Below are 19,386 nucleotides of genomic sequence, written 5' to 3'. Positions count from 1 at the left end.
GACGCATCCGCAAAGTGGATCGCTCAGCTTGGAAAGAAGAAGTCAACTATCACCGCCGTTCGCTCAGCGAGACGGGGATGTACCGACTCAAAACCGTTTTCACAGGTGAGGTGTGTGCCAGAAAGATCGCAGCTCAAACCACCGAGTTGATGATTGAATGTAAGGCGCTCAACCGGATGACGCAGCTCGGAATGCCTGATTGCTACCGCGTTGCAGCCTAGAAAACGACCGAGATGGGAAACCCCTGTCCCTTTCTCAATTCATGCAACAAAGCCACGTGGCTTCAGGATAGGTCCAGGTAAAGTTTGAAAGCCCTTTTGCGATTCGAGCGGAATCCGACCAGGATTGTTTTCGTCATAGAACTCTAAGGGCAGGGTAAGAATCTTTTCCAGCGCTTTCTGAGCATGGTCATGCCGCGCCCGAAACGCCGTATCCCAATCGAACCTATGAATCGGATTCATTAGCTTATCCCATCCGAAATAAATTGCGCAACCGATTTCGATCGGCAGGCTGCTAAAGGCTCAAATATGCTGGCGTAGCCGATGGGTACCGGGCATAAACATGGCATATTGGTTTTTACCTTTGGTCTTCGCTTCATACATGGCCGCGTCTGCGTTTTCTAAAAATGCTTCACTGGCCTGATCGGCAACGGCCAGGGCAATGCCAATGCTGCAAGTGATCCAAACTTCTTGCTGCAACACAATGGGCTCGGCTAAAGCCGCTAGAATTCGCTGAGCAACCACGATCGCATCCTGCTCCCCATCTACCCCATCGAGCAAGATCACAAACTCATCGCCGCCCAGCCGGGCCACCGTATCTTCAGGGCGAATGCAGTTTTGCAGCCGCTGCGCCACCACGGTCAGCACCTGGTCTCCTGCCTGATGGCCCAGACCGTCGTTGACCTGCTTGAAATTATCCAGATCGAGGAAGAGGGCTGCAACCGGTCGATTACAGTTCTCTGCTCGAACTAAGGCCTGCTGCAAGCGATCCAGGCAGAGCGACCGGTTGGGCAAATCCGTCAGGGGGTCGTGAAAGGCCTGATGAGTGAGCTGCGATTCCAGCAGGCGGCGCACTGTAATGTCGGAAAGAATACCCTGCCGGCATCGAGGCTGGCCCTCTGAATCATATATCAGTACGGCTTCATCCCGAATCCAGACGATCCGACCATCTTTAGTGACCATGCGATATTCCAGCCGGAGTGGTTCGCCCGCGTCATTTGCCTCATCGCATTTTTCCTGCACCCAGCCATGGTCGTCAGGATGAATAATTTTATCCCAGATGAAGGGATCGGCCATACATTCTGCTGCCGAGTAGCCCAGGATGGACTCTATTTGAGGACTGGCATAGAGCATAGAGCAGACAGAGCCCAGGTCGTTGATATAGACCACCGCGGGCAGCTGCTCGACCAAAGTCCGATAGTTGACGTTAACGCCTTTAACCTGGAAATGTCGCCGGGCCAGGTCCAATTCAAACTGTGGGTTCTGGCTAGGCGGCATATCCTCACCTAGCTTGATGCTCAATGCGCTGACCAGGGTATCGACCTGAGTTTCTAGCTCGGCATTCAGAGCTTGTAGCACTTCCTCAAACTGGACACGCTCAGCTAGCTTACGGCGCTGCTCAATTTCGAGCATGACACAGTCGGCAAGATCTTGTAACAGCGAGATTTCCTCGTCTGACCAAACCCGAGGGACACAGTCAGCAACGCAGAAGCTTCCTAGCGTATGGCCATCGTGGGAGACAATCGGGATGCCGACGTAGGCAACAATGCCGAGTTCAGGAATGGCTAGATTTTGGTGGAGGAGGGAGTTTAGCCTTGCGTCTGAAACCAGCAGGGGTTGACCAAAAGTCACGACGAACTGGCAGAAGGAATGGGTCAGGGGCGTACCCCGGCGCAGAGCCCAGGGCTGGGGTAGGCCAAAAGCACTCTTAAAGAACTGGCGTTCTGCATCAACCAGGCAGATAATCGCTATCGGAGCGCGCAGCGACTTAGCCGCAATTCGAGTCAAGGTATCAAAGGCAGGCTCAGGCGGACTGTCTAGCAAATCTAAGGCAGCCAGAGCAGCCAGCCGGCTCGGATCGCGAATCGTGAGGAGATCGTCGTTTAACATGTCGGCACCCGAGCTGAGCTCACCTGACTCAGTACAAGAAAAATATGGAGATGATTTAGTAAAAAAAATACTTTCGTGCTGAGAGCGAGACAGCTCTCATTTAGCAATAGTCCCTCCAAAATGCCAGTTTTCTTCATCTTTTGTATCTGATTTCATTAAATTGAAAGTACGCTTCAGCTGATCAAAAATAGTATCAAATATTACCTTGATCAACTCGATAGCTGGCTGGCAAAACCATCCGAGACAAGATTCTTGAATGAACCCAGCTGAGCTAAAAGAGACTTAACTTTGGCGAACCCCTAAGACTTCACTCAAAAATGCCCATTTATCGGAAACTTCTTCAATGATTTTTGCAATGGGCTTGCCAGCGCCGTGGCCTGCCTTCGTCTCAATCCGGATTAACACCGGGGCCAAGCCGCTATGAGCCGCCTGTAACGCTGCGGCATATTTGAAACTGTGGGCTGGCACCACCCGATCGTCATGGTCGGCAGTGGTGACCAGCGTAGCTGGGTAGGCTGTCCCGGGCCTAAGATTGTGCAAAGGAGAGTAGGCATGGAGGGCGGCAAACTCGGCTTCGGTCTGAGGAGACCCGTAGTCAGATTCCCAGGCCCAGCCAATGGTGAACTGGTTAAAGCGGAGCATATCCATCACGCCGACTGCGGGCAAGGCCGCCGCGAAGAGCTCGGGGCGCTGGGTCATGCAGGCACCGACCAACAGCCCGCCGTTGCTGCCACCCGCGATCGCTAATTTCTTCGCCGAGGTATAGCCCTGCGCAATTAGCCATTCCGCCGCCGCGATGAAGTCGTCAAACACCGTCTGCTTTTTCAGCTTAATCCCCGCCTGGTGCCAGTCTTCGCCATATTCGCCGCCGCCGCGCAGATTCGGTACGGCATAGACACCGCCCAGCTCCAGCCAGACCAGGTTGCTGACTGAAAAGCTAGGACTCAGGGAAATGCTAAAGCCGCCGTAGCCGTAGAGCAGCACCGGATTCTGGCCGTTTAGCTCTAGCCCCCGCCGATGGGTGATGAACATTGGAATTTGAGTGCCGTCTTTGCTGTCGTAGAAGACCTGCCGGGTCTCATACTGAGCCGGGTCAAAATCAACAGTGGGCTCACGAAAGAGAGTACTTTCTCCTGTTTTCAGGTTGTAGCGATAGATCCGGCTAGGGATGGTAAAGCTGGTGAAGCTGTAGAAGGTCTCGGTGTCGTCGCGCTGGCCATCGAAGCCACCGGCTGAACCGATGCCAGGCAAATCCACGGTGCGGACATAGCCGCCCTGAAGGTCATAAATGCGGATAGTTGTGTAGGCATCCTTAAGATAGTCGGCAACGAACTGGTGATTCAGCAGGCCGACCGACTCCAGTGTTTCTTCGGCTTCGGGAATGATCGTTTCCCAGTGAGAAGGGTCGGGCTGGGTCAGATCGATCGTAATCACCTTGCCCCGGGGCGCGTTGAGATCGGTCTGAAACCAGAAGCGGCTGCCTTCGTTATCAATCAGGCTGTACTGGGCCTCAAATTCTGAAATCAGCTCAATCACCTCGGCATCGGGGTCTTGCAGGTCTTTATAGAAAATCAGATTGCGCGGTTCAGTCCCCCGCCAAACGCTGATCACCAGGTAGCGACCGTCGTCGGTGACGCTGCCGCTGAAGCCCCATTCTTTTTGATCGGATCGCTCGTAGACCAAGGTATCGGCAGACTGGGGCTGGCCCAGGCGATGGTAGAAGAGCTTTTGGTAATAGTTGACGGCTTCGAGCTGGGTTTCTTCGCTCGGCTCATCATAGCGACTGTAGAAAAAGCCCTGGTTATCGTGCGTCCAGGCCGCACCGGAAAACTTTACCCACTTGAGCTGATCCGCTAAGTCTTTGCCAGACTCAATCTCCCGGACAAACCATTCAACCCAGTCGGAACCAGCGGTGGAGAGACCATAGGCCAGATACTGACCGTCTTCGCTGACGGCAATCCCCGCCAGGGCAACGGTGCCGTCTTCAGACAGCGTATTGGGGTCGAGCAACACCTTGGGCTCGGCCTCCAGAGTCGGCTGGGTATAGAGCACGGCCTGATTTTGCAGACCGTCATTTTTGGAATAGAAATAGCGATCGCCCCGCTTGAACGGCGTCCCATAGCGCTCGTAGTTCCATAAATCCGTTAGTCGCTGACGAATGCGATCGCGCCCTGCTAACTTTTCCAAATAACCAAAGGTCACCTGATTCTGAGCCTCTACCCAGGCCTTGGTTTCTTCCGAGTTGGGGTCCTCCAGCCAGCGGTAGGGATCGGCGACTTCATTGCCATGATAGACATCAACCTGGTCAGCCTTACGAGTGGGGGGATAGCTCAGCGCCATGGGATTGCTCAACAGTCTCGGTATATCGGTAGTTTAATCTGTCCAAGATAATCTGTGTTAGCTTCTTAGCTGCGCCCGGCTGGCCTCTGAGCTGTTGCAGAGCCTGCCGCATCGCTACCAGTTTTTCGGGATGATCCAAATAGTCTAATGCTAGTTCAGCCACGGCTGTCGGGGTCAGCGGCCCGATTAGCTCAGGGACGACTTGGCGCTGCGCCCAGATATTAGGCCAGGCCAGGCGTTTTTGGGTGCGACGAATGAACGCAATCATCAGCGGATTGATCACCTGACGCAGCGCCGCACCCACACCGGGCAGCTGTGTCAGCGTTCCAGGCAACCCGTCCCAGGTTTTAACCGCCGTGATTCGCTGGGTGGGCACCAGCACGATCATCGGCACCGCCAGTGCCCCGAGCTGGGCCGTATTGCCGCCTACCGTCGTCAGGCAGAGCTGACACTGACTTAGCAGGTCAAAGGCCGGAAACGCTGTCCAAAGATAGACCCGGGTTCCGGCCTGAGTCTGAAAATAAGGCAGCGCTCCCGGCTGTGTAGGCTTCACCAGCTCCACGGCGGGTCCCTGCATCAGCGCGACGGCGGAATTCCGCTCGGGATCTGCATAGAAAGCCAGCCGGTCCAGAGCAACCGTTGGCGCAACGGCAATCACGAAGTAGGCGTTGGGCCGCTGCTGCCGCAGCCGATCGGCAATGCCCAAGACGAGCGGAACGCCGGGCTCTAGCTTCAGCGGTTTGGATCCCGGCATCAGCCCAATCAGTTCCGTCTCTGGCCCAATCGAGAGCTGGGTTCGAATCGCCGCCTTAGCTGAAGCCATCGGCACGTCTGCCATCAGGTCGCCGACGACGGTAAACTTATGCCGGTATTTGGCCCGGTATTTGGGTCGGATGGTCTGCGGCTTCATCACCCCATAGTGGTCAATCCACTGGGGCCAGCGCGCCTCCCACTCGGCATAGGCAACCGTAGGGTAGCCCAGCCGTCGGCCAATCAGCACGGGAAACAGCTGGTCTCCGCCCAGAAAGACCACGATGCCCTGGGAATACCAGTCCCAACCATCCACGGTTTTGCCGGTCAGCAAAAACCGGAAGAAGGCGCTGGCGGGCTGCACCCGATCGATTTCGTCATAGCCCAAAGCCGTGCGATGTTCATCCCCTGAGGCGTGGGGGCAGGGGGAGAGCATGACTGAGATGCGCAGATCAGTATGGTTAGGGATGCGATCGCGCAGCGCCTGCACCACTGGCTTGACCCAGGTAGCGATTTCGCCGGGGCCGTTGGTGAGGATGAGGAGGTCGGTGGGCATGGGGAGTGGGTGGTGGGTGGTGGGTGATGGGGCGATGGGGATTTAAGCAGGCGCAGTAGGGCGCTTGGTTCCCAAGCCCTTACTTTTGCATTTTGCGGTTTGGGCAGGGTTGGATGAGGCGGGGTTTTCTTTGGGGCAGTTCCTTCAGAACGGGGGTGAGGCGCGCTAGCCTGGTATAGTCCTTTATTCCGTTTGTTTGTGACCCAGCCTGAAGCCCTTCGAGAACTGCTAGATGCCGTTGCGACCGGCAAGGTCAGTTCAAATCTGGCCTTCGATCGGCTTAAGCATTTAGATTACGAGCCGATTGCTGACTTTGCCAAGGTAGATCATCACCGGGCTCTGCGTACCGGGTTTCCTGAAGCGATCTGGGGGCCGGGGAAGACGGTGACGCAGATTGTTGAGATTATGCGGGCGATGCAGCAGCGGGAGCCGGTGGTGATGGCGACCCGGATTACGCCTGAGGTTCACGCCGGGATACAGGCTGAGCTGCGGGCGGTGCGATATTTCGAAGCGGCTCGGATTAGCGCGATCGCGCCCCAGTCCCTACCCAAAAACTGCCCTGGCACTATCGGCATTCTCACTGCGGGTACGGCAGACCTGGCCGTCGCCGAGGAAGCTGCCATCACTGCGGAACTCTCGGGCTTTCAGGTGACGCGGCTATGGGATGTCGGGGTCGCGGGCATCCATCGTCTGCTAGACAATCGCCGGGTGATCGACCAGTCTGACGTGCTGATTGTGGTGGCCGGGATGGAAGGGGCTTTGCCTAGCGTCGTGGCTGGGCTGGCCGATGTGCCGGTGCTGGCCGTCCCGACCAGTATTGGCTACGGGGCGAGCTTTGGCGGTCTAGCCCCACTGCTGACCATGCTCAATTCCTGCGCGACCGGTATCGGCGTAGTGAATATTGACAATGGCTTTGGCGCAGCTGTGCTGGCCGGGCAGATTCTGCGAACCGCAGCCAAGATTAGCGCTAAAAATTAGGTTCCAGGCAGAGCTACGGGCAAAAATTACTCCACCGCTTCTTCCGGCGCTTCTTCCGGCTGATAGCCTTCTTCGGGATTAAACAGGCCCAGCAGCCAGCCTAGAGCCGCGCCGAAGACAAAGCCGCCCGCGTGCGCCCAGTAGGCAACGCCGCCGCCCATGCCAACATCAGCTGGAGCTCCCAGGCTGACAAAACCGTATAGGGCCTGCTGGACAAACCAGAAGCCGAGGAAGAGCAGGGCGGGAATCCGAAAGGTCGTAAAGAAAAAGCCCAGCGGTACAAAGGTAAGAATTCGCACGTTGGGAAAGCGGAAAATGTAGGCCCCCATAATGCCCGCGATCGCGCCACTAGCGCCCAGGGAAGGCACTGCCGAAGCGGGGTCAAAGAACCACTGGGTCAGTGAGGCTAAAATGCCGCAGACCAGGTAAAAGACCAGAAACTTCACGTGGCCTAGCTGATCTTCTACATTGTTACCAAATACCCAGAGGTAGAGCATATTTCCGGCAATGTGCAAAAAGCCCGCGTGGAGAAACTGGGCCGAAATCAGCGTGCCCCATTCAGACCAGTGGGGAAACCCAAAACCAGTTTGAAAGCTGATGGTTAGCTCCTTGGGGACAACGGCCCACTGGTAAAACAGCTGAGTCAGGGTCTGATCTCGTAGGCTGATTTCAAAGAGAAACACCAGCACATTCACTGCAATCAGCCCATAGGTGACGTAGGGAGTGATCTTGATCGGATTTTCGTCGCGTAGGGGAACCACAGGCTGCTTTCTGAAGATTGTTTGCAAGTTTACCGCAGTTTCTGTCGTCGGATATACAACCAAAGGCGGACTCCCGTAGAGTGGGGTGATGGGGTGATGGATGGTGGATGGTGAGTAGTGGGAAGAGAGAGGGAAGAAGGGTAGGAAGTGTATGAGTAAGCGGAAGAATAGGGGTGAGGGCGATCGCGTCGTCTATGCTGAGTTTGGGTCGCAGTCGGCGGCCTTTGAACGGGCGGTGCCTGATTTTCCACCCCAGCAGCAGGACTTGCGGGTGCAGGTGACGCGGCAGGGACGCAAGGGTAAGAGCGTTAGCGTGATCAGCGGCTTTCAGCATCGGCCTGAGACGCTGGCGGCGCTGGCGAAACAGCTCAAGGCCCAGTGCGGTTCTGGGGGCAGCGTTAAGGAAAATACGATTGAAATTCAGGGAGAGCATGCGCCTAAGCTGGTTTCCCTGCTGGCTGAGAAAGGCTATCGGGCAAAGGTGAGCGGGGGCAAGTGAGCATAGTGAACTTACTGCGGCGTCTGGGCCTGTCCTTTCTGATCGGACTGCTGTGCGCGGTCGGGCTAGGGTTACCCGCAGCGGCAAATTTGAGCGCTGACGAACAGCGGCTACCCTGTGTGCAGCGGCTGGTGCAGCGCCAAATACTACCCCCAGGAGTCCTCAGGGGCCTAGATGAAACCGTTTCTCAGGGAAACTTTGCCGCGACAGTCTTGCGGGCCTTCCCCGGTGCCTTCGCCACTGCGAACGAGGCTTTAGGCTTGACCTTTGAAGCAGCTCGGTCGCAGACAGAGGCTTTACTGATGGCGGCGCTGGGCGAGCAGGCCGCAATGTTTCGACCCATTTCGCGATCGCAGGCCTTAGCCATCTTGGTCACCGGCTCCGCTACGCCCTATCAGTCCACCGCCACCCAGAGCCTCTTTCAAACCTTTCGAGATGCGCTGCTGATTCCTCGCGCCAATCGGGAAGGCGTCGCGGCGGCCCTAGCCCAGGGCTATATTCCCCAACTCGACAGGCCGCAGCTACTGCGGCCTCAGCAGCCTGCCAGCCTGGCCGACAGCGCAACCATGATCTGCTTAGCTAGCCGCGACCCAGAAGTCGCGGGGACGATTGCCGCCAGTCAGGCCGTTGCTTTCGAGCCGCCACCCGCGATCGCGGCCCCATCTAGCGAACTGCGCGGCGTCTGGTTAACTAATATTGACAGCGACGTGCTGTTTTCTCGCGAGAAGCTAGCGGCAGCCTTGGAAACCTTAGCCAGCCTGAATTTCAACACGGTGTATCCCACGGTCTGGAACTGGGGCTACACCCTATTCCCCAGCGCCGTTGCTGAGCGCACCCTGGGCTACCAGCAGGGGCTATACCCCGACCTGGAGCAGACGGGGCGTCAGACGGAGCTGGAAGCAACGCAGGGCGATCGCGATATGCTTTTAGAACTCATCAACCTGGCTCAGCCGCTGGGGCTGAAGGTCATCCCCTGGTTTGAGTTTGGCTTTATGGCACCAGCCGATTCCACCCTGGCCCAGCGCCATCCCGACTGGCTGACCCAAAAAAATGACGGCAGCCTGACGACGCCGGAGGGCACCCATGAGCGGGTTTGGCTGAATCCCTTCCACCCGGAAGTACAGCAGTTTATGCTGGCGCTAATTGGGGAATTGGTCAGCAACTACGACATTGACGGCTTCCAGGTGGATGACCATATGGGCCTGCCGGTGGCCTACGGCTACGATCCCTACACGGTGAATCTCTATCAGCAGGAGCATGGCGGTGCTTTACCGCCTGAAGATCCGACCGATGCCGACTGGGTGCGCTGGCGAGCCGATAAAATCACTGACTTTATGGGCGAGGTGTTCGAGGTGGTCAAGGCCCGTCGCCCCAACGCGGTGATGTCCGTCGCGCCCAATCCCCACGAGTTTGCCTACGAATACTACCTCCAGGACTGGGCCACCTGGGTCGAACGGGGCTATGTGGAGGAGCTGGTGATCCAGCTCTATCGGAATGACCTGGGTCGGTTTGTCTGGGAGATGGGGCGCGACCCGGCCCAGACAGCGCGGCGGCATATTCCCACCAGCGTCGGCATCCTCAGTGGGCTGAAGGGGCGCTCGGTGCCGCTAGCGCAGATTCAGCAGCAGATTGAGGCGGTGCGTGATCGCGGCTTTGCCGGAGTGGCCTTCTTTTTCTATGAAACCCTCTGGACTTCCGAGACCGAGACCCCAGAGCAGCGGCAGGCCGGGTTTCGTCAGGTCTTCCCTAACGAGGCTGACTACCCTAGCCTAGAAGGCGGCTGGCAACCTTGATAAGTACCTGAGCATTGAAATTTACATAAAAGGATTTGTCATTCCGAGCAAGCGAGGAATCTCTCGAATGCTGACGCTTCAAGGTGAGATGCCTCGACCAGTTACGCTTTCAGCGTCGCTCCGCGGGTTCATGCCCCTTGGGCTATACGGCATGACATCAGACTTCGCTCTGCAAAAAGCATGTAATTAATTTTGGCTGACTACTTAGAACGCTGAGCGGATTGCAGAAAAGTTCTACCGACCGCTGCCCAAAACCAAAAAAAATCAATAAATTAATGCTGCTTTCACGTAAAGCGGTCAAGGCGACGGTTGCTGGTGGAAAAAACCGCTATGTTTGTTTAAAGTTTTGGCAATGCCTGGCGGTCGTTTTATAGGGACCTCATACCGTCGTTTTGCTCCCAATCTTCAGTAGAAAAGTAGGAAAAGTTTTATGGCACAGAGTTTTGGTGTAATCGGGCTGGCGGTGATGGGTGAAAACATCGCCCTCAACGTCGAGCGCAACGGCTTTCCGATTGCCGTCTACAACCGAACCCCTGAAAGAACGGACGCCTTCATGGCCAACCGGGCTCAGGGCAAAAACGTGGTAGCAGCCTATTCCCTTGAAGATTTTGTAGCAGCGCTGGAGCGGCCCCGGCGGATCCTGGTCATGGTCAAGGCAGGCAAGCCTGTAGACGCCGTGATTGAGCAGCTGAAGCCGCTGCTCGACCCCGAAGACATGATCATCGACGGCGGTAACTCGCTCTATGAAGATACCGAGCGCCGGGTTAAAGACCTGGAATCGAGCGGCCTCAGCTTCATCGGCATGGGCGTCAGCGGCGGTGAAGAAGGCGCGCTCAACGGCCCCAGCATGATGCCGGGCGGCACCCGGGCGGCCTACGAGGCGATTGAGCCGATTGTCACCAAGATTGCTGCCCAGGTAGACGATGGCCCCTGCGTCACCTACATCGGCCCGGGCGGTTCGGGGCACTACGTCAAGATGGTGCACAACGGCATCGAATACGGTGACATGCAGCTGATTGCCGAAGCCTACGACCTGATGAAAAACGTGCTAGGGCTGGACCATAAGCAGCTGCATGAGGTTTTCTCAGAGTGGAATACCACAGAGGAGCTGGACTCATTTCTAATTGAGATTACCGCCGATATCTTTACCAAGATGGACGACACCGGCAAGGCGCTGGTGGAGCTGATTTTAGACAAGGCTGGGCAAAAAGGAACAGGCCGCTGGACGGTGATTAATGCCCTGGAAGTGGCAGTGAGCATTCCCACCATTACTGCGGCGGTCAATGCCCGCATTATGTCGGGGATCAAGGACGAGCGAATGATAGCCGCGAAGCAAATTGAAGGTCCCACAGCGAGCTTTGACGGCAATGCCCAGGCGTTTATCGGCAAAATTCGGGATGCGCTCTACTGCTCTAAAATTTGCTCCTACGCCCAGGGGATGGCGCTGCTAAGCAAAGCCTCTGAGCTATTTGAATACGATCTCGACCTGGGCGAGACCGCCCGGATTTGGAAAGGCGGCTGTATTATCCGTGCCCGCTTCCTGAACAAAATCAAAAAGGCATTTGACGAAGATCCAAAACTGCCTAACCTGCTGCTGGCACCGGAGTTTAAGCAGACGATTCTAGACCGGCAGACGGCCTGGCGCGAAGTGATTGCGATGGCGGCTCAGTTTGGCATTCCGGTACCGGCCTTTAGCGCTTCGTTGGACTACTTCGACAGCTACCGGCGCGATCGCTTACCGCAAAACCTCACCCAGGCCCAGCGCGACTACTTCGGTGCCCACACCTACGAGCGGATCGACAAAGCGGGCGTCTTCCACACCGAATGGATGCAGGAAACCGCGCCGGTAGCTTAGCGCAATCTAGCGTTCTGAAATGTCGTAGTCCTGCGCTGGCGGCTGCGCCGGGGCTTGATAAAAGCGCTGGGTTGGGTAGGCGAACTGAATGTCGCTGTGCTGAGCAAAGGCTCTGAGAACACTTTCCCAGATACTCTGCTCGGTGCCGCGTCGTCGCCGGGGCTCACAGAGGTAGCGAATCGTTAGCAGTACGCCGCTCTCCCGTACGGAGGTATAGACGGTCGGCGTCAGCTTGGAGTAAAAGATCAAATATTTCTGCACCGTCTGGCGCAGCTGGGCCTGGGCCACTTCGCCGAGATGGGCGGCATTCTCGTCGGCGATGTCAAGCAGGATTGCTTTGGCTTTTTCCCAGTCGCTCTCAAAGGTAATCAGCACCGGGATCTCGTTCCAGAGATAGCGAAAGCCGGTAGAGTAGTTCGCGATCGCGTCTCGAAACACTTTGCCGTTGGGCAGGTGAATAATCCGTCCGGTGCTCTGGTCGCTCGCTACCCAGTTGCCAATCTCCAGCAGGGTAAACTGGAAAACTCGAATATCAATCACGTCGCCAGCGTGGTCGCCGATTTGAATCCGATCCCCGACCTGAAACGGCTGCCGCCAGAGCAGGAACGTCCAACCGACCAGGTTGATAATCGGGTCTCTCAGGGCGACGGCCAGGCCCGCCGTGATAATCCCCAAAAAGGTCGAAAGCCCCCGCAGATTCGGCAGCCAGGGGCCAGCGCCCAGCAGCAGCGCGATCGCAAAGCTGGTGTAGCTAATCCCCTTACGCCAGCGGTAGCGTCGGGTAGGGTCTAAGACCCGCTGGTTGAGCAGCCGCATCGCTGCAAACCGCAGCCCAAACACCAAGACAACGCCAATCACCGACGCGATCAGCTTGCTCTGAACGGCGGCGCCTAAGCCCCAGACGGCATCTAAAGGCTGTATCATGATTTGTCCTGATTCAATCTTGCTCGGGGGAGTCCGGTTGACTAGCGCAATTCGCTATCGGGACTGGCCTGAGCAGCCTCTGCCTGACCGCGATAGATCTTTATCTTACGCGCCAAGGCATCGGCGAGGACTTCGCGATCGCGCATCGCCGCCCAAATTTCTAACTCCAGACTGCCCTCGCCCGAGACCGCCAGTTTCAGCGTCTCTTCGTTGCTCTGGCAGGTGACCTGCTCAACCCGCTGATTCCGGGTTTTGTCGAGCCGCACGGCCAGCCGCAAAATGCCGGAGAGAATGCGTACGATCCGGCGTTGGCGATGGGTCAGGCGCTTAAATTTCTTGTGCTTTTTCTTGGGCTTGGCTTTGCGATGGTAGCGGACGACGTGGCCGATCAGCAAAATTTCTTCGTCGGTAAAGCCGCGCAGCTCAGTGTTTTTGATGATGTAGCGACCGTGCTTGTGGTGACGGCGGAAGGCAATATACTGGCCGATGTCATACAGGCAGGCAGCATGTTCGAGAATTTCACGCTCAAACGGACCCAGCTCGTGCAGCGGCTGGGTCTGGTCAAAAATCTGCTGGGCCAGGCTAGCAATATGTTTTTTTTGCGGCCAGTCGCTGCTAAAGCGCTGCGACAGCTGGGCGACCAGCCGATGACGCAGGCTGGTTGCAGCTGAGAACCCCCCCGGCTGCACATGGCGCTCCAGGTAGTCGAGTAGCAGTCCCTCCCGCAGGGAAGCCTCGCAGAGGGTGAGTTTTTCTACCCCGGCCATGTTCAGCAGCTGTACCAGCAGCACACCGCCCAGGTGAATGGCATCGGCGCGCTTTTCGCTAATGCCCTCAATCTTGGGACGCTTTTCCAGCTTCAGGTCGAGCAGCTGCTCAGTAATGTCCTCTATATCGCTGATCTGGACCACTTCGGCATTGAGAGAGCGCAGTGAGTCGCCATCCGCCGCCAGGTGAGCTGCTTCACCCAGGGTGCGGATTGTGCCGGAGGTGCCGATCACCTGGGTAAAGCCCAGCTGCTGCGCCTGGTCTAAGCTGTCGCGGGCCAGCATTTGGATATGGGCTTCCAGCACCCCCCGCGCCTCAGCCCCCACCGGCCCTTTATCCTCAAACATATCGAGCAGCCGCAGTACCCCCAGCGGCAGGCTATAGCCAAAGTGAAAGTCTTCCCGACTGCCGACGGCGACTTCGGTGCTGCCGCCGCCAATATCGAGCACGAGGGCATTGCCGTCTTTAAGCGCGATCGCGTTTCGCACCGCCAGAAAAATCAGCCGGGCTTCCTCTGTACCCGAAATAATCCGGGGAGAAAGCCCGGTCTGCTTCACCACCTGGCTGAGAAAAGCTTCGCCGTTCTGGGCTTCGCGAATGGCGCTGGTGGCAGCGGTGATAATCTCGTCTACGCCGACCTGGTCGGCCAGCTGGACGTAGCGGCTGATGGTTTCGAGGCCTTCTTGGTAAGCGCGATCGCTCAGCCGCTGGGTCGCAAAAACACCTGCGCCCAGTTTCACCATCTCTTTTTCCCGGTCGATTAGGTCAAAACTTCGCCGTCCGCGCACTTCGACAATCACCATATGGATGGAGTTGGTGCCAATGTCGATGGCGGCGAGTTTCATAGTAGGTGCCTACAGGTTAATACCGGTTTGCCCTGGAACCAGTCGTCGCCGGTCGTCTAAAGCAGACCTAAGACCTATGGTACAGGGCTACCTGCCCGAACCCTATTTTCGACAAAACCCTCGCTTAAACTTCACCCTAAGCTGACTTATACATAAAATCGGCGCAGCGTCATCGAACTCCAGAGGTTTATGATCAGGGGTTCACGCTAAGCTAGAGAGAAATTTTCTCAGCCCTGGTCTGCACGTCCCCGTTCTATGTCATCTCCAAACCCGGTCCTCACCGTTGTCCATCAGGAAACCTCTACGCCAGGGCTGATTGGAACTAAGCTGTCCGAACTCGGCTACAGTATCGATCTGCGCTGCCCGGCGCTTGGAGATAGCCTGCCAGAACACCTCGACCAGCATTCAGCAGCCTTGGTTTTTGGCGGCCCCATGAGCGCTAACGACGAGACTGAACCGTTTATTCGCAAAGAACTCGACTGGATTTCTCAAGTCCTGACCGCAGGCAAGCCCTATCTTGGGGTCTGTTTAGGCGCTCAGATGCTAGCCCGCGTGCTGGGCGCAACGGTAGACCACCATCCCAAGGCCCATCGAGAAATTGGCTACCACCCGATCTACGCGACCGCCGCAGGTCAAGACCTGTTTCCCCCAGAACTCTACGTCTACCAATGGCACCAGGAAGGGTTTGAAATTCCTGCTTCAGCGACTCTGCTGGCCAAAGGGGACGCCTTTCCAAATCAGGCGTTCCGCTACGGCTCCCAAGCCTATGGCGTGCAGTTTCATCCCGAAATTACCGCCGACATGATCGACTTCTGGACGGGTAAAGCGCCCGAACAGCTAGTCTTAGCAGGCGCTCAGCCGCGCGATTTGCACTTTAAATATCACCAGCAGCATGGCGCAGCGGTAGAACGCTGGCTGGAGCCATTTTTGCAGACCTGGCTGAGCGCTTAACGCTGCTGCCCACCTAGCGCCGCTGCCCATAATAGGTCACTTCCACATCGGCGTACCAGCCCAGCCGGGTGTTTTCATAGAGAAAGACGCGCTCGACCCGGAAGTACATACCGTCGTGAAACAGGCAGTCGCCGGTGCGCGGAATAATTGGATAGGTGGCGAACCAGAGGTAGTCGCGACCCGGTACGTTTGTGTTTTTAGAGACCGGAATCTTAGCCAGAATCTGGACTTTGTAACCTGTAGCGGGGGGAGGCGAGATCGCGCCCTCATCATCAGCCCTGTTAGACACCGCGCCAGGGTCAGCCGCCGACCGCGATTTTTTACTCGATTTTCGCCCCTTCGAGCTTTTTGAGGTCTTACTGTCATCACTGGCTAGTGGCGGCAGAGGTTCCCGCTCCGGTTCAGCAAACGCCTCGTCTGAGCCGCCCTGGCCGAGCAAATCGCCTTTGGCAAAGGGGTTATCGGGAAAGTCACTCATCGGTTCACCTGAGGTTCATTCGGAGTACGCTATAAGGGTACTGTTTCGGTCTACTCGCCCTAGGAGGCTACTGTGCGTCTGCGATCGGTCACGGCAACTCTGTTTGCGCTAGCACTCTGCCTCGCGCTGCTGTTTCAGTCTTGCAGCGGCTCGTTCCAAACTACGACCGACCCCACGACCGACAAAATGGCCCAGGAGCACGTCGGCGATACGCCCGTCGCTTCTGCCGCTAGCCAAATGGAGCCTGCCATACCGATCACGGCGATGTCAGTAGACTACGCTACCGTCGATGGCCAAACGGTCACTGGCTACCTGGCCCAGCCGGAAGCGATGCCCCAGCCCCTACCCGCCATTATCGCCATTCACGAATGGTGGGGCCTGAATGAAAACATCGAAGCGATGGCCCGACGGCTGGCCGGGGAAGGCTACACCGTACTGGCAGTAGACCTCTACAGCGGACAAACGGCTGAAGCTCCAGACCAGGCCCGCCAGCTGATGCAGGCCGTCATGCAAGACCCGGAACCGGCTCAGCGCAACCTGGAACAGGCTTATACTTTTTTAACTGAGGAATACGACGCCCCGACCGTGGGCTCTATCGGCTGGTGCTTTGGCGGCGGCTGGTCGTTACGCACGGGTTTGCTCCTACCCCAGCAGCTCAATGCGCTAGCGATTTATTACGGCCAGCTCGTCACCGACAAGGCCGAGCTAGAACCGCTCTCTATGCCGATCATCGGCTTCTTTGGCGAAGATGACCAGGCGATTCCAGTTTCAGACGTCCGCGCCTTTGAAACAGCGCTTAACGACCTGAATAAAAACGCTGAGATCTATATCTTTCCCGGCGTGGGACATGCTTTTGCCAACCCCTCCGGCCAAAACTATAGCCCCGAAGCCGCTGCCGCCGCCTGGATAGAAACGACCGATTTTTTTGAAGAAACCCTGAAGGGCGCTGCTTAGGGAAGAACAGATATACTAAACTTGCGCTTATACCCTTCGCACATCGATGGCCAAGTCTCGCAAGTTAGAAGCCGTTCAGGCTGAAATTAAGGCCGTCCGAGATCGCCTTGACCCGCCGACAGAAGACGCGATCGCGGTCCTCCACCAGGCCCTCACCAGCAAACAGCCGGTCGCGATTGCCCAGGTCGCCAGGCTAGCCCTCAACCATCGGCTGAGTCAGCTCCTGCCTGAACTGGCCACCCAGTTTGAGCGGTTGATGGCCAAAGGAACCACTACCGATCCTAACTGCATTGCAAAAAGCGCGATCGCCAATACCCTCTATCAGCTCGAATATCCCGAAGCTGAGCTATTTCTAGCTGGAATTCGCTATGCTCAAATGGAACCCGTCTGGGGTGGCGAAACCGATACCGCGCCCGGCCTGAGGGCAGTCTGCGCGTTAGGCCTGGTTCGAGTACATTACCGCGAGGTGATGACTGAGCTGGCCGACCTCCTGGCCGACGCCGAAATCGAAGCCCGCATCGGCGCAGCTCGGGCAATTGCCTATAGCGAAAATCCCCAGGGTGTTCCCCTCCTGCGGCTGAAGCTGCACCTGGGTGATTCCGAACCCCAGGTCCTTTCAGAATGCTTCATTGCCCTGCTTCAGCTAGCCCCGCAGCCATCTTTTCCCCTGGTCGCCCAGTTTTTAGACTCTTCTGAACCCGCCGTTTGCGAACTCGCCGCCCTAGCTTTAGGCGAAGCCCGCATCGCAGAAGCCTTTGAGCCCATTAAGCAAATATGGCGTCGCACTCGGGAGCGGGAGCTAAGGCAGAGCTTTTTACTCGCGATCGCGACCCTACGAACCGATGAAGCGATTGAATTCTTGGTAAGACTGGTAGAAAAAGGGAATTTAGCGGATGCTGAGGACGCGATCGCGGCCCTCCAGATCTACCGCCACACCGAAGAGATTTGGCAAACTGTCCAGACCGCCGCCCAGCTGCGCCCAGAGTTAAAGCTATAGCTTCTCAACAAAATCCCAAAGCCCAAAACGCTAATCCCAGTCGCTATCGTCATCGGATTTCTTGCTCAAACTCACGCAGTGCTACGCTTGAACCGACCTGCCAGCTCCAATCGACATATTGCGGCAGTAGCTTTTTGAGATCGATTTCAGAAAACTGGGCACTTGAACTCGACTCTTGATATCGTGAGCCGTCATGAAGGTAGATTAGCAGCTCAGATTGCCGATAGATCCAAAGCTCAGGAATCGTGATCGCCCGATAGTCCTGCGGCTGAGTTCTCGACGTAAAATCGACCTCGATAGCCAAGTCTGGAGGCGGGTCAATCGCTAAGTCAATCCGCTCCTTGCCTAAAACAGCGCTGCGGTTCTGAAGGTAAAAACAGTAATCTGGCTCCACGCCCTGCTCGCCCAGCTTTTTCAGCGTTATCGAGGTATAGGCTTCCCAGTCCTTAGCCTGCTGTCGCAGCATTGCTTTTACCAGGTCTGCGAGCATGTCGGCATTTTTGCCGTGACTGGGCAATGGCGACAGGATTCTAATTTCTTGAGTTTCAGCACTGTAGCGAATGCGCAAACCTGCCCGATCTAGTCTGCGCGCTAGCAGGCTTTCATAGTCCTGCCAGCTTCTGAACCGCAGAATTATTTCATCTCCCGGATCAAGCTCCACCCGGTCTGGCGTAATCGTTGGCAGGCCCATGACTATTCGCTCTAGATATCGACCTTAAAGACCCAATCCCTGTAGTTCGCGTCGGCATCTTCAGTAATGGCGCTCAGCTTGTCCCGGAGTCGGTCAGTAATGGGCCGATGCGTTGAGCAGTGGTAGCTTTCAATCTGCCGCACCGGCGTAATCTTCGCCGCCGTCCCGCTCAAGAAAACCTCGTCGGCAATCAGCAGCTCAGTCTTATCCACAGGCCGCTCAACTACAGGGATTCCCAAATCCTTTGCGATCGCAATGATGCTATCGCGGGTGATGCCTTCCAAAATATCCTGCTCAAAGCCAGGCGTAATCAGCCTGCCATCCCGCACCAGAAAAACATTCATCCCCGACGCCTCGCTCACCTTCCCCTGCGAGTTCATCAAAATCGCTTCATCAAAGCCAGACTCCACCGCCTCGGTTTTTGCCAGCGACGAAGTAATGTAGGCCCCGCTAATTTTTCCCCGCAGCGGCAAGCTCCGATCCTCCTGCCGATACCAGGAGCTAATCCGGCAGCTCACTCCCTCCGGCGATAGATAGTCGCCCAGCTCTAGGCCATAAACAAAAAAGTCCTTCTCAACCTTGTGCAGCCGTGGCGCAATCCCTAGGTCAGAGGTATAGACAAAGGGCCGAATATAAAACGAAACGGTCGGCGCGTTCTTTTTGATAAAGTCAACGATTACGCTCTGAATCTTATCCGCTGGTAGGTCAAAGTTCAGAAATCGGGCGCTCTTGCTCAGCCGCTGGCAGTGACGATCCAGGCGAAATAGCAATATTTGCCCAGAATTCTGCGGATGCGGAATCCCCCGCAAACCGCCAAACGCGCCCGTCCCATAGTGAAGCGCGTGGGTCGCAATCGAGATATTGGCTTCCTCAAAGGGGACAAACTTCCCTTCAAAATAGGCCACCGGCAGGAAATTGTGCATGGTCTTCACGAGCCCTCAAAGCGCTTTCTACCAGGATAAAAGCCCGCCGAGCCTAAAAGCAGCTTAGATCACACAATATTAGGAATTCCAAAACCCGAAAGCGCTCTCACTCAGGTGAGGGCGCTTTCGGGTTGAATATAGACCTGGCACCGAGCTATTTTGACAAGGGGCTACCCCCTCACTATCTTCGCCGCTGCAGTGTTTCACGGTCCGAG

Annotated in this window: 17 protein-coding genes and 1 pseudogene; 8 read left to right on the top strand and 10 right to left on the bottom strand. The window is 56.5% G+C overall.

Translation table 11 applies throughout. The features are described from left to right. Window positions 1-221: pseudogene (locus tag IQ241_RS22380) on the top strand (IS5-like element ISLesp5 family transposase); the annotation flags it as partial. A 39-nt stretch (window positions 222-260) separates the two neighbouring features. On the opposite strand, the gene IQ241_RS22375 reads toward IQ241_RS22380, so the two are convergent. The 4 genes from IQ241_RS22375 to IQ241_RS22360 form a co-directional block, all read right to left on the bottom strand. Further along, entirely contained in the window at window positions 261-461 is a 201-nt protein-coding gene (locus tag IQ241_RS22375; protein WP_193911529.1) for a hypothetical protein, read from the bottom strand. A gap of 60 nt (window positions 462-521) precedes the next feature. Continuing rightward, window positions 522-2,108, bottom strand: coding sequence for a sensor domain-containing diguanylate cyclase (locus IQ241_RS22370; RefSeq protein WP_193911521.1), 1,587 nt, complete (start codon window positions 2,106-2,108; stop codon window positions 522-524). Between the two features lie 282 nt (window positions 2,109-2,390). After that, entirely contained in the window at window positions 2,391-4,448 is a 2,058-nt protein-coding gene (locus IQ241_RS22365) for a prolyl oligopeptidase family serine peptidase (RefSeq protein ID WP_193911527.1), read from the bottom strand. Then, window positions 4,420-5,754, bottom strand: a complete 1,335-nt coding sequence (locus IQ241_RS22360) for a glycosyltransferase family protein (RefSeq protein WP_193911519.1) — start codon at window positions 5,752-5,754, stop codon at window positions 4,420-4,422. Before IQ241_RS22360 ends, IQ241_RS22365 begins: the two co-directional genes overlap by 29 nt. Window positions 5,755-5,952: 198 nt before the next feature. Here IQ241_RS22360 and larB point away from each other — a divergent pair, with 198 nt between their 5' ends. Continuing rightward, a complete protein-coding gene (gene larB / locus IQ241_RS22355) occupies window positions 5,953-6,732 on the top strand; it encodes a nickel pincer cofactor biosynthesis protein LarB (protein WP_193911517.1) in 780 nt (259 codons plus the stop codon). A 26-nt stretch (window positions 6,733-6,758) separates the two neighbouring features. On the opposite strand, the gene IQ241_RS22350 is transcribed toward larB, so the two are convergent. Next, a complete protein-coding gene (locus IQ241_RS22350; protein WP_193911525.1) occupies window positions 6,759-7,493 on the bottom strand; it encodes a rhomboid family intramembrane serine protease in 735 nt (244 codons plus the stop codon). 151 nt (window positions 7,494-7,644) lie between these two features. On the opposite strand from IQ241_RS22350, the gene IQ241_RS22345 reads away from it, so the two are divergent. The 3 genes from IQ241_RS22345 (at window position 7,645) to gndA (ending at window position 11,640) form a co-directional block, all read left to right on the top strand. After that, window positions 7,645-7,992 carry a translation initiation factor gene (locus tag IQ241_RS22345; protein ID WP_193911515.1) on the top strand — a complete coding sequence of 116 codons (348 nt, stop codon included), beginning with the start codon at window positions 7,645-7,647 and terminating at the stop codon, window positions 7,990-7,992. Beyond that, window positions 7,989-9,785, top strand: coding sequence for a glycoside hydrolase family 10 protein (locus tag IQ241_RS22340; RefSeq protein ID WP_193911513.1), 1,797 nt, complete (start codon window positions 7,989-7,991; stop codon window positions 9,783-9,785). The genes IQ241_RS22345 and IQ241_RS22340 overlap by 4 nt, the downstream gene beginning before the upstream one ends. Before the next feature lie 430 nt (window positions 9,786-10,215). Further along, window positions 10,216-11,640, top strand: coding sequence for an NADP-dependent phosphogluconate dehydrogenase (gene gndA, locus IQ241_RS22335; protein WP_193911511.1), 1,425 nt, complete (start codon window positions 10,216-10,218; stop codon window positions 11,638-11,640). Between the two features lie 6 nt (window positions 11,641-11,646). Here gndA and IQ241_RS22330 read toward each other — a convergent pair whose 3' ends face one another. Together IQ241_RS22330 and IQ241_RS22325 are read right to left on the bottom strand one after the other, a co-directional pair. Continuing rightward, a complete protein-coding gene (locus IQ241_RS22330) occupies window positions 11,647-12,564 on the bottom strand; it encodes a mechanosensitive ion channel family protein (protein WP_193911509.1) in 918 nt (305 codons plus the stop codon). A gap of 41 nt (window positions 12,565-12,605) precedes the next feature. Next, entirely contained in the window at window positions 12,606-14,177 is a 1,572-nt protein-coding gene (locus tag IQ241_RS22325) for a Ppx/GppA phosphatase family protein (protein ID WP_193911508.1), read from the bottom strand. A gap of 255 nt (window positions 14,178-14,432) precedes the next feature. On the opposite strand from IQ241_RS22325, the gene IQ241_RS22320 reads away from it, so the two are divergent. Beyond that, window positions 14,433-15,128 carry a glutamine amidotransferase-related protein gene (locus tag IQ241_RS22320; RefSeq protein WP_193911506.1) on the top strand — a complete coding sequence of 232 codons (696 nt, stop codon included), beginning with the start codon at window positions 14,433-14,435 and terminating at the stop codon, window positions 15,126-15,128. Window positions 15,129-15,141: 13 nt separating this feature from the next. Here IQ241_RS22320 and IQ241_RS22315 read toward each other — a convergent pair whose 3' ends face one another. Next, window positions 15,142-15,606: a hypothetical protein gene (locus IQ241_RS22315; RefSeq protein ID WP_193911504.1), complete on the bottom strand. Its 465-nt coding sequence runs from the start codon at window positions 15,604-15,606 to the stop codon at window positions 15,142-15,144. A 72-nt stretch (window positions 15,607-15,678) separates the two neighbouring features. On the opposite strand from IQ241_RS22315, the gene IQ241_RS22310 reads away from it, so the two are divergent. Further along, on the top strand, window positions 15,679-16,560 hold the full coding sequence (locus IQ241_RS22310; RefSeq protein ID WP_322743748.1) for a dienelactone hydrolase family protein: 882 nt from the start codon (window positions 15,679-15,681) through the stop codon (window positions 16,558-16,560). Between the two features lie 46 nt (window positions 16,561-16,606). Beyond that, a complete protein-coding gene (locus IQ241_RS22305) occupies window positions 16,607-17,557 on the top strand; it encodes a HEAT repeat domain-containing protein (protein ID WP_193911502.1) in 951 nt (316 codons plus the stop codon). A gap of 49 nt (window positions 17,558-17,606) precedes the next feature. On the opposite strand, the gene IQ241_RS22300 is transcribed toward IQ241_RS22305, so the two are convergent. Both IQ241_RS22300 and IQ241_RS22295 read right to left on the bottom strand, forming a co-directional pair. Beyond that, window positions 17,607-18,248, bottom strand: coding sequence for a Uma2 family endonuclease (locus tag IQ241_RS22300; RefSeq protein ID WP_193911500.1), 642 nt, complete (start codon window positions 18,246-18,248; stop codon window positions 17,607-17,609). 11 nt (window positions 18,249-18,259) lie between these two features. Further along, window positions 18,260-19,171 (bottom strand): branched-chain amino acid transaminase, encoded by a 912-nt coding sequence (locus IQ241_RS22295; protein ID WP_193911498.1) that lies wholly within the window; start codon window positions 19,169-19,171, stop codon window positions 18,260-18,262. Window positions 19,172-19,386 lie beyond the last annotated feature (215 nt).

The organism is Vasconcelosia minhoensis LEGE 07310 (genome assembly GCF_015207255.1).
Classification (GTDB): Bacteria; Cyanobacteriota; Cyanobacteriia; order Phormidesmidales; family Phormidesmidaceae; genus Vasconcelosia; species Vasconcelosia minhoensis.
The sequence above is the reverse complement of the archived record's forward strand: the minus strand, read 5'-3'. Positions and strand labels throughout refer to the sequence as shown.

Excerpts from the sequence above, each read along its gene's own strand:
- IQ241_RS22360 (WP_193911519.1), bottom strand. The coding sequence starts at position 5,754 with ATGCCCACCGACCTCCTCATCCTCACCAACGGCCCCGGCGAAATCGCT.
- IQ241_RS22300 (WP_193911500.1), bottom strand. The coding sequence starts at position 18,248 with ATGGGCCTGCCAACGATTACGCCAGACCGGGTGGAGCTTGATCCGGGA.
- IQ241_RS22295 (WP_193911498.1), bottom strand. The coding sequence starts at position 19,171 with ATGCACAATTTCCTGCCGGTGGCCTATTTTGAAGGGAAGTTTGTCCCC.
- IQ241_RS22345 (WP_193911515.1), top strand. The coding sequence starts at position 7,645 with ATGAGTAAGCGGAAGAATAGGGGTGAGGGCGATCGCGTCGTCTATGCT.
- IQ241_RS22370 (WP_193911521.1), bottom strand. The coding sequence starts at position 2,108 with ATGTTAAACGACGATCTCCTCACGATTCGCGATCCGAGCCGGCTGGCT.
- gndA (WP_193911511.1), top strand. The coding sequence starts at position 10,216 with ATGGCACAGAGTTTTGGTGTAATCGGGCTGGCGGTGATGGGTGAAAAC.
- IQ241_RS22320 (WP_193911506.1), top strand. The coding sequence starts at position 14,433 with ATGTCATCTCCAAACCCGGTCCTCACCGTTGTCCATCAGGAAACCTCT.
- IQ241_RS22375 (WP_193911529.1), bottom strand. The coding sequence starts at position 461 with ATGAATCCGATTCATAGGTTCGATTGGGATACGGCGTTTCGGGCGCGG.
- IQ241_RS22330 (WP_193911509.1), bottom strand. The coding sequence starts at position 12,564 with ATGATACAGCCTTTAGATGCCGTCTGGGGCTTAGGCGCCGCCGTTCAG.
- IQ241_RS22365 (WP_193911527.1), bottom strand. The coding sequence starts at position 4,448 with ATGGCGCTGAGCTATCCCCCCACTCGTAAGGCTGACCAGGTTGATGTC.
- IQ241_RS22315 (WP_193911504.1), bottom strand. The coding sequence starts at position 15,606 with ATGAGTGACTTTCCCGATAACCCCTTTGCCAAAGGCGATTTGCTCGGC.
- IQ241_RS22305 (WP_193911502.1), top strand. The coding sequence starts at position 16,607 with ATGGCCAAGTCTCGCAAGTTAGAAGCCGTTCAGGCTGAAATTAAGGCC.
- IQ241_RS22325 (WP_193911508.1), bottom strand. The coding sequence starts at position 14,177 with ATGAAACTCGCCGCCATCGACATTGGCACCAACTCCATCCATATGGTG.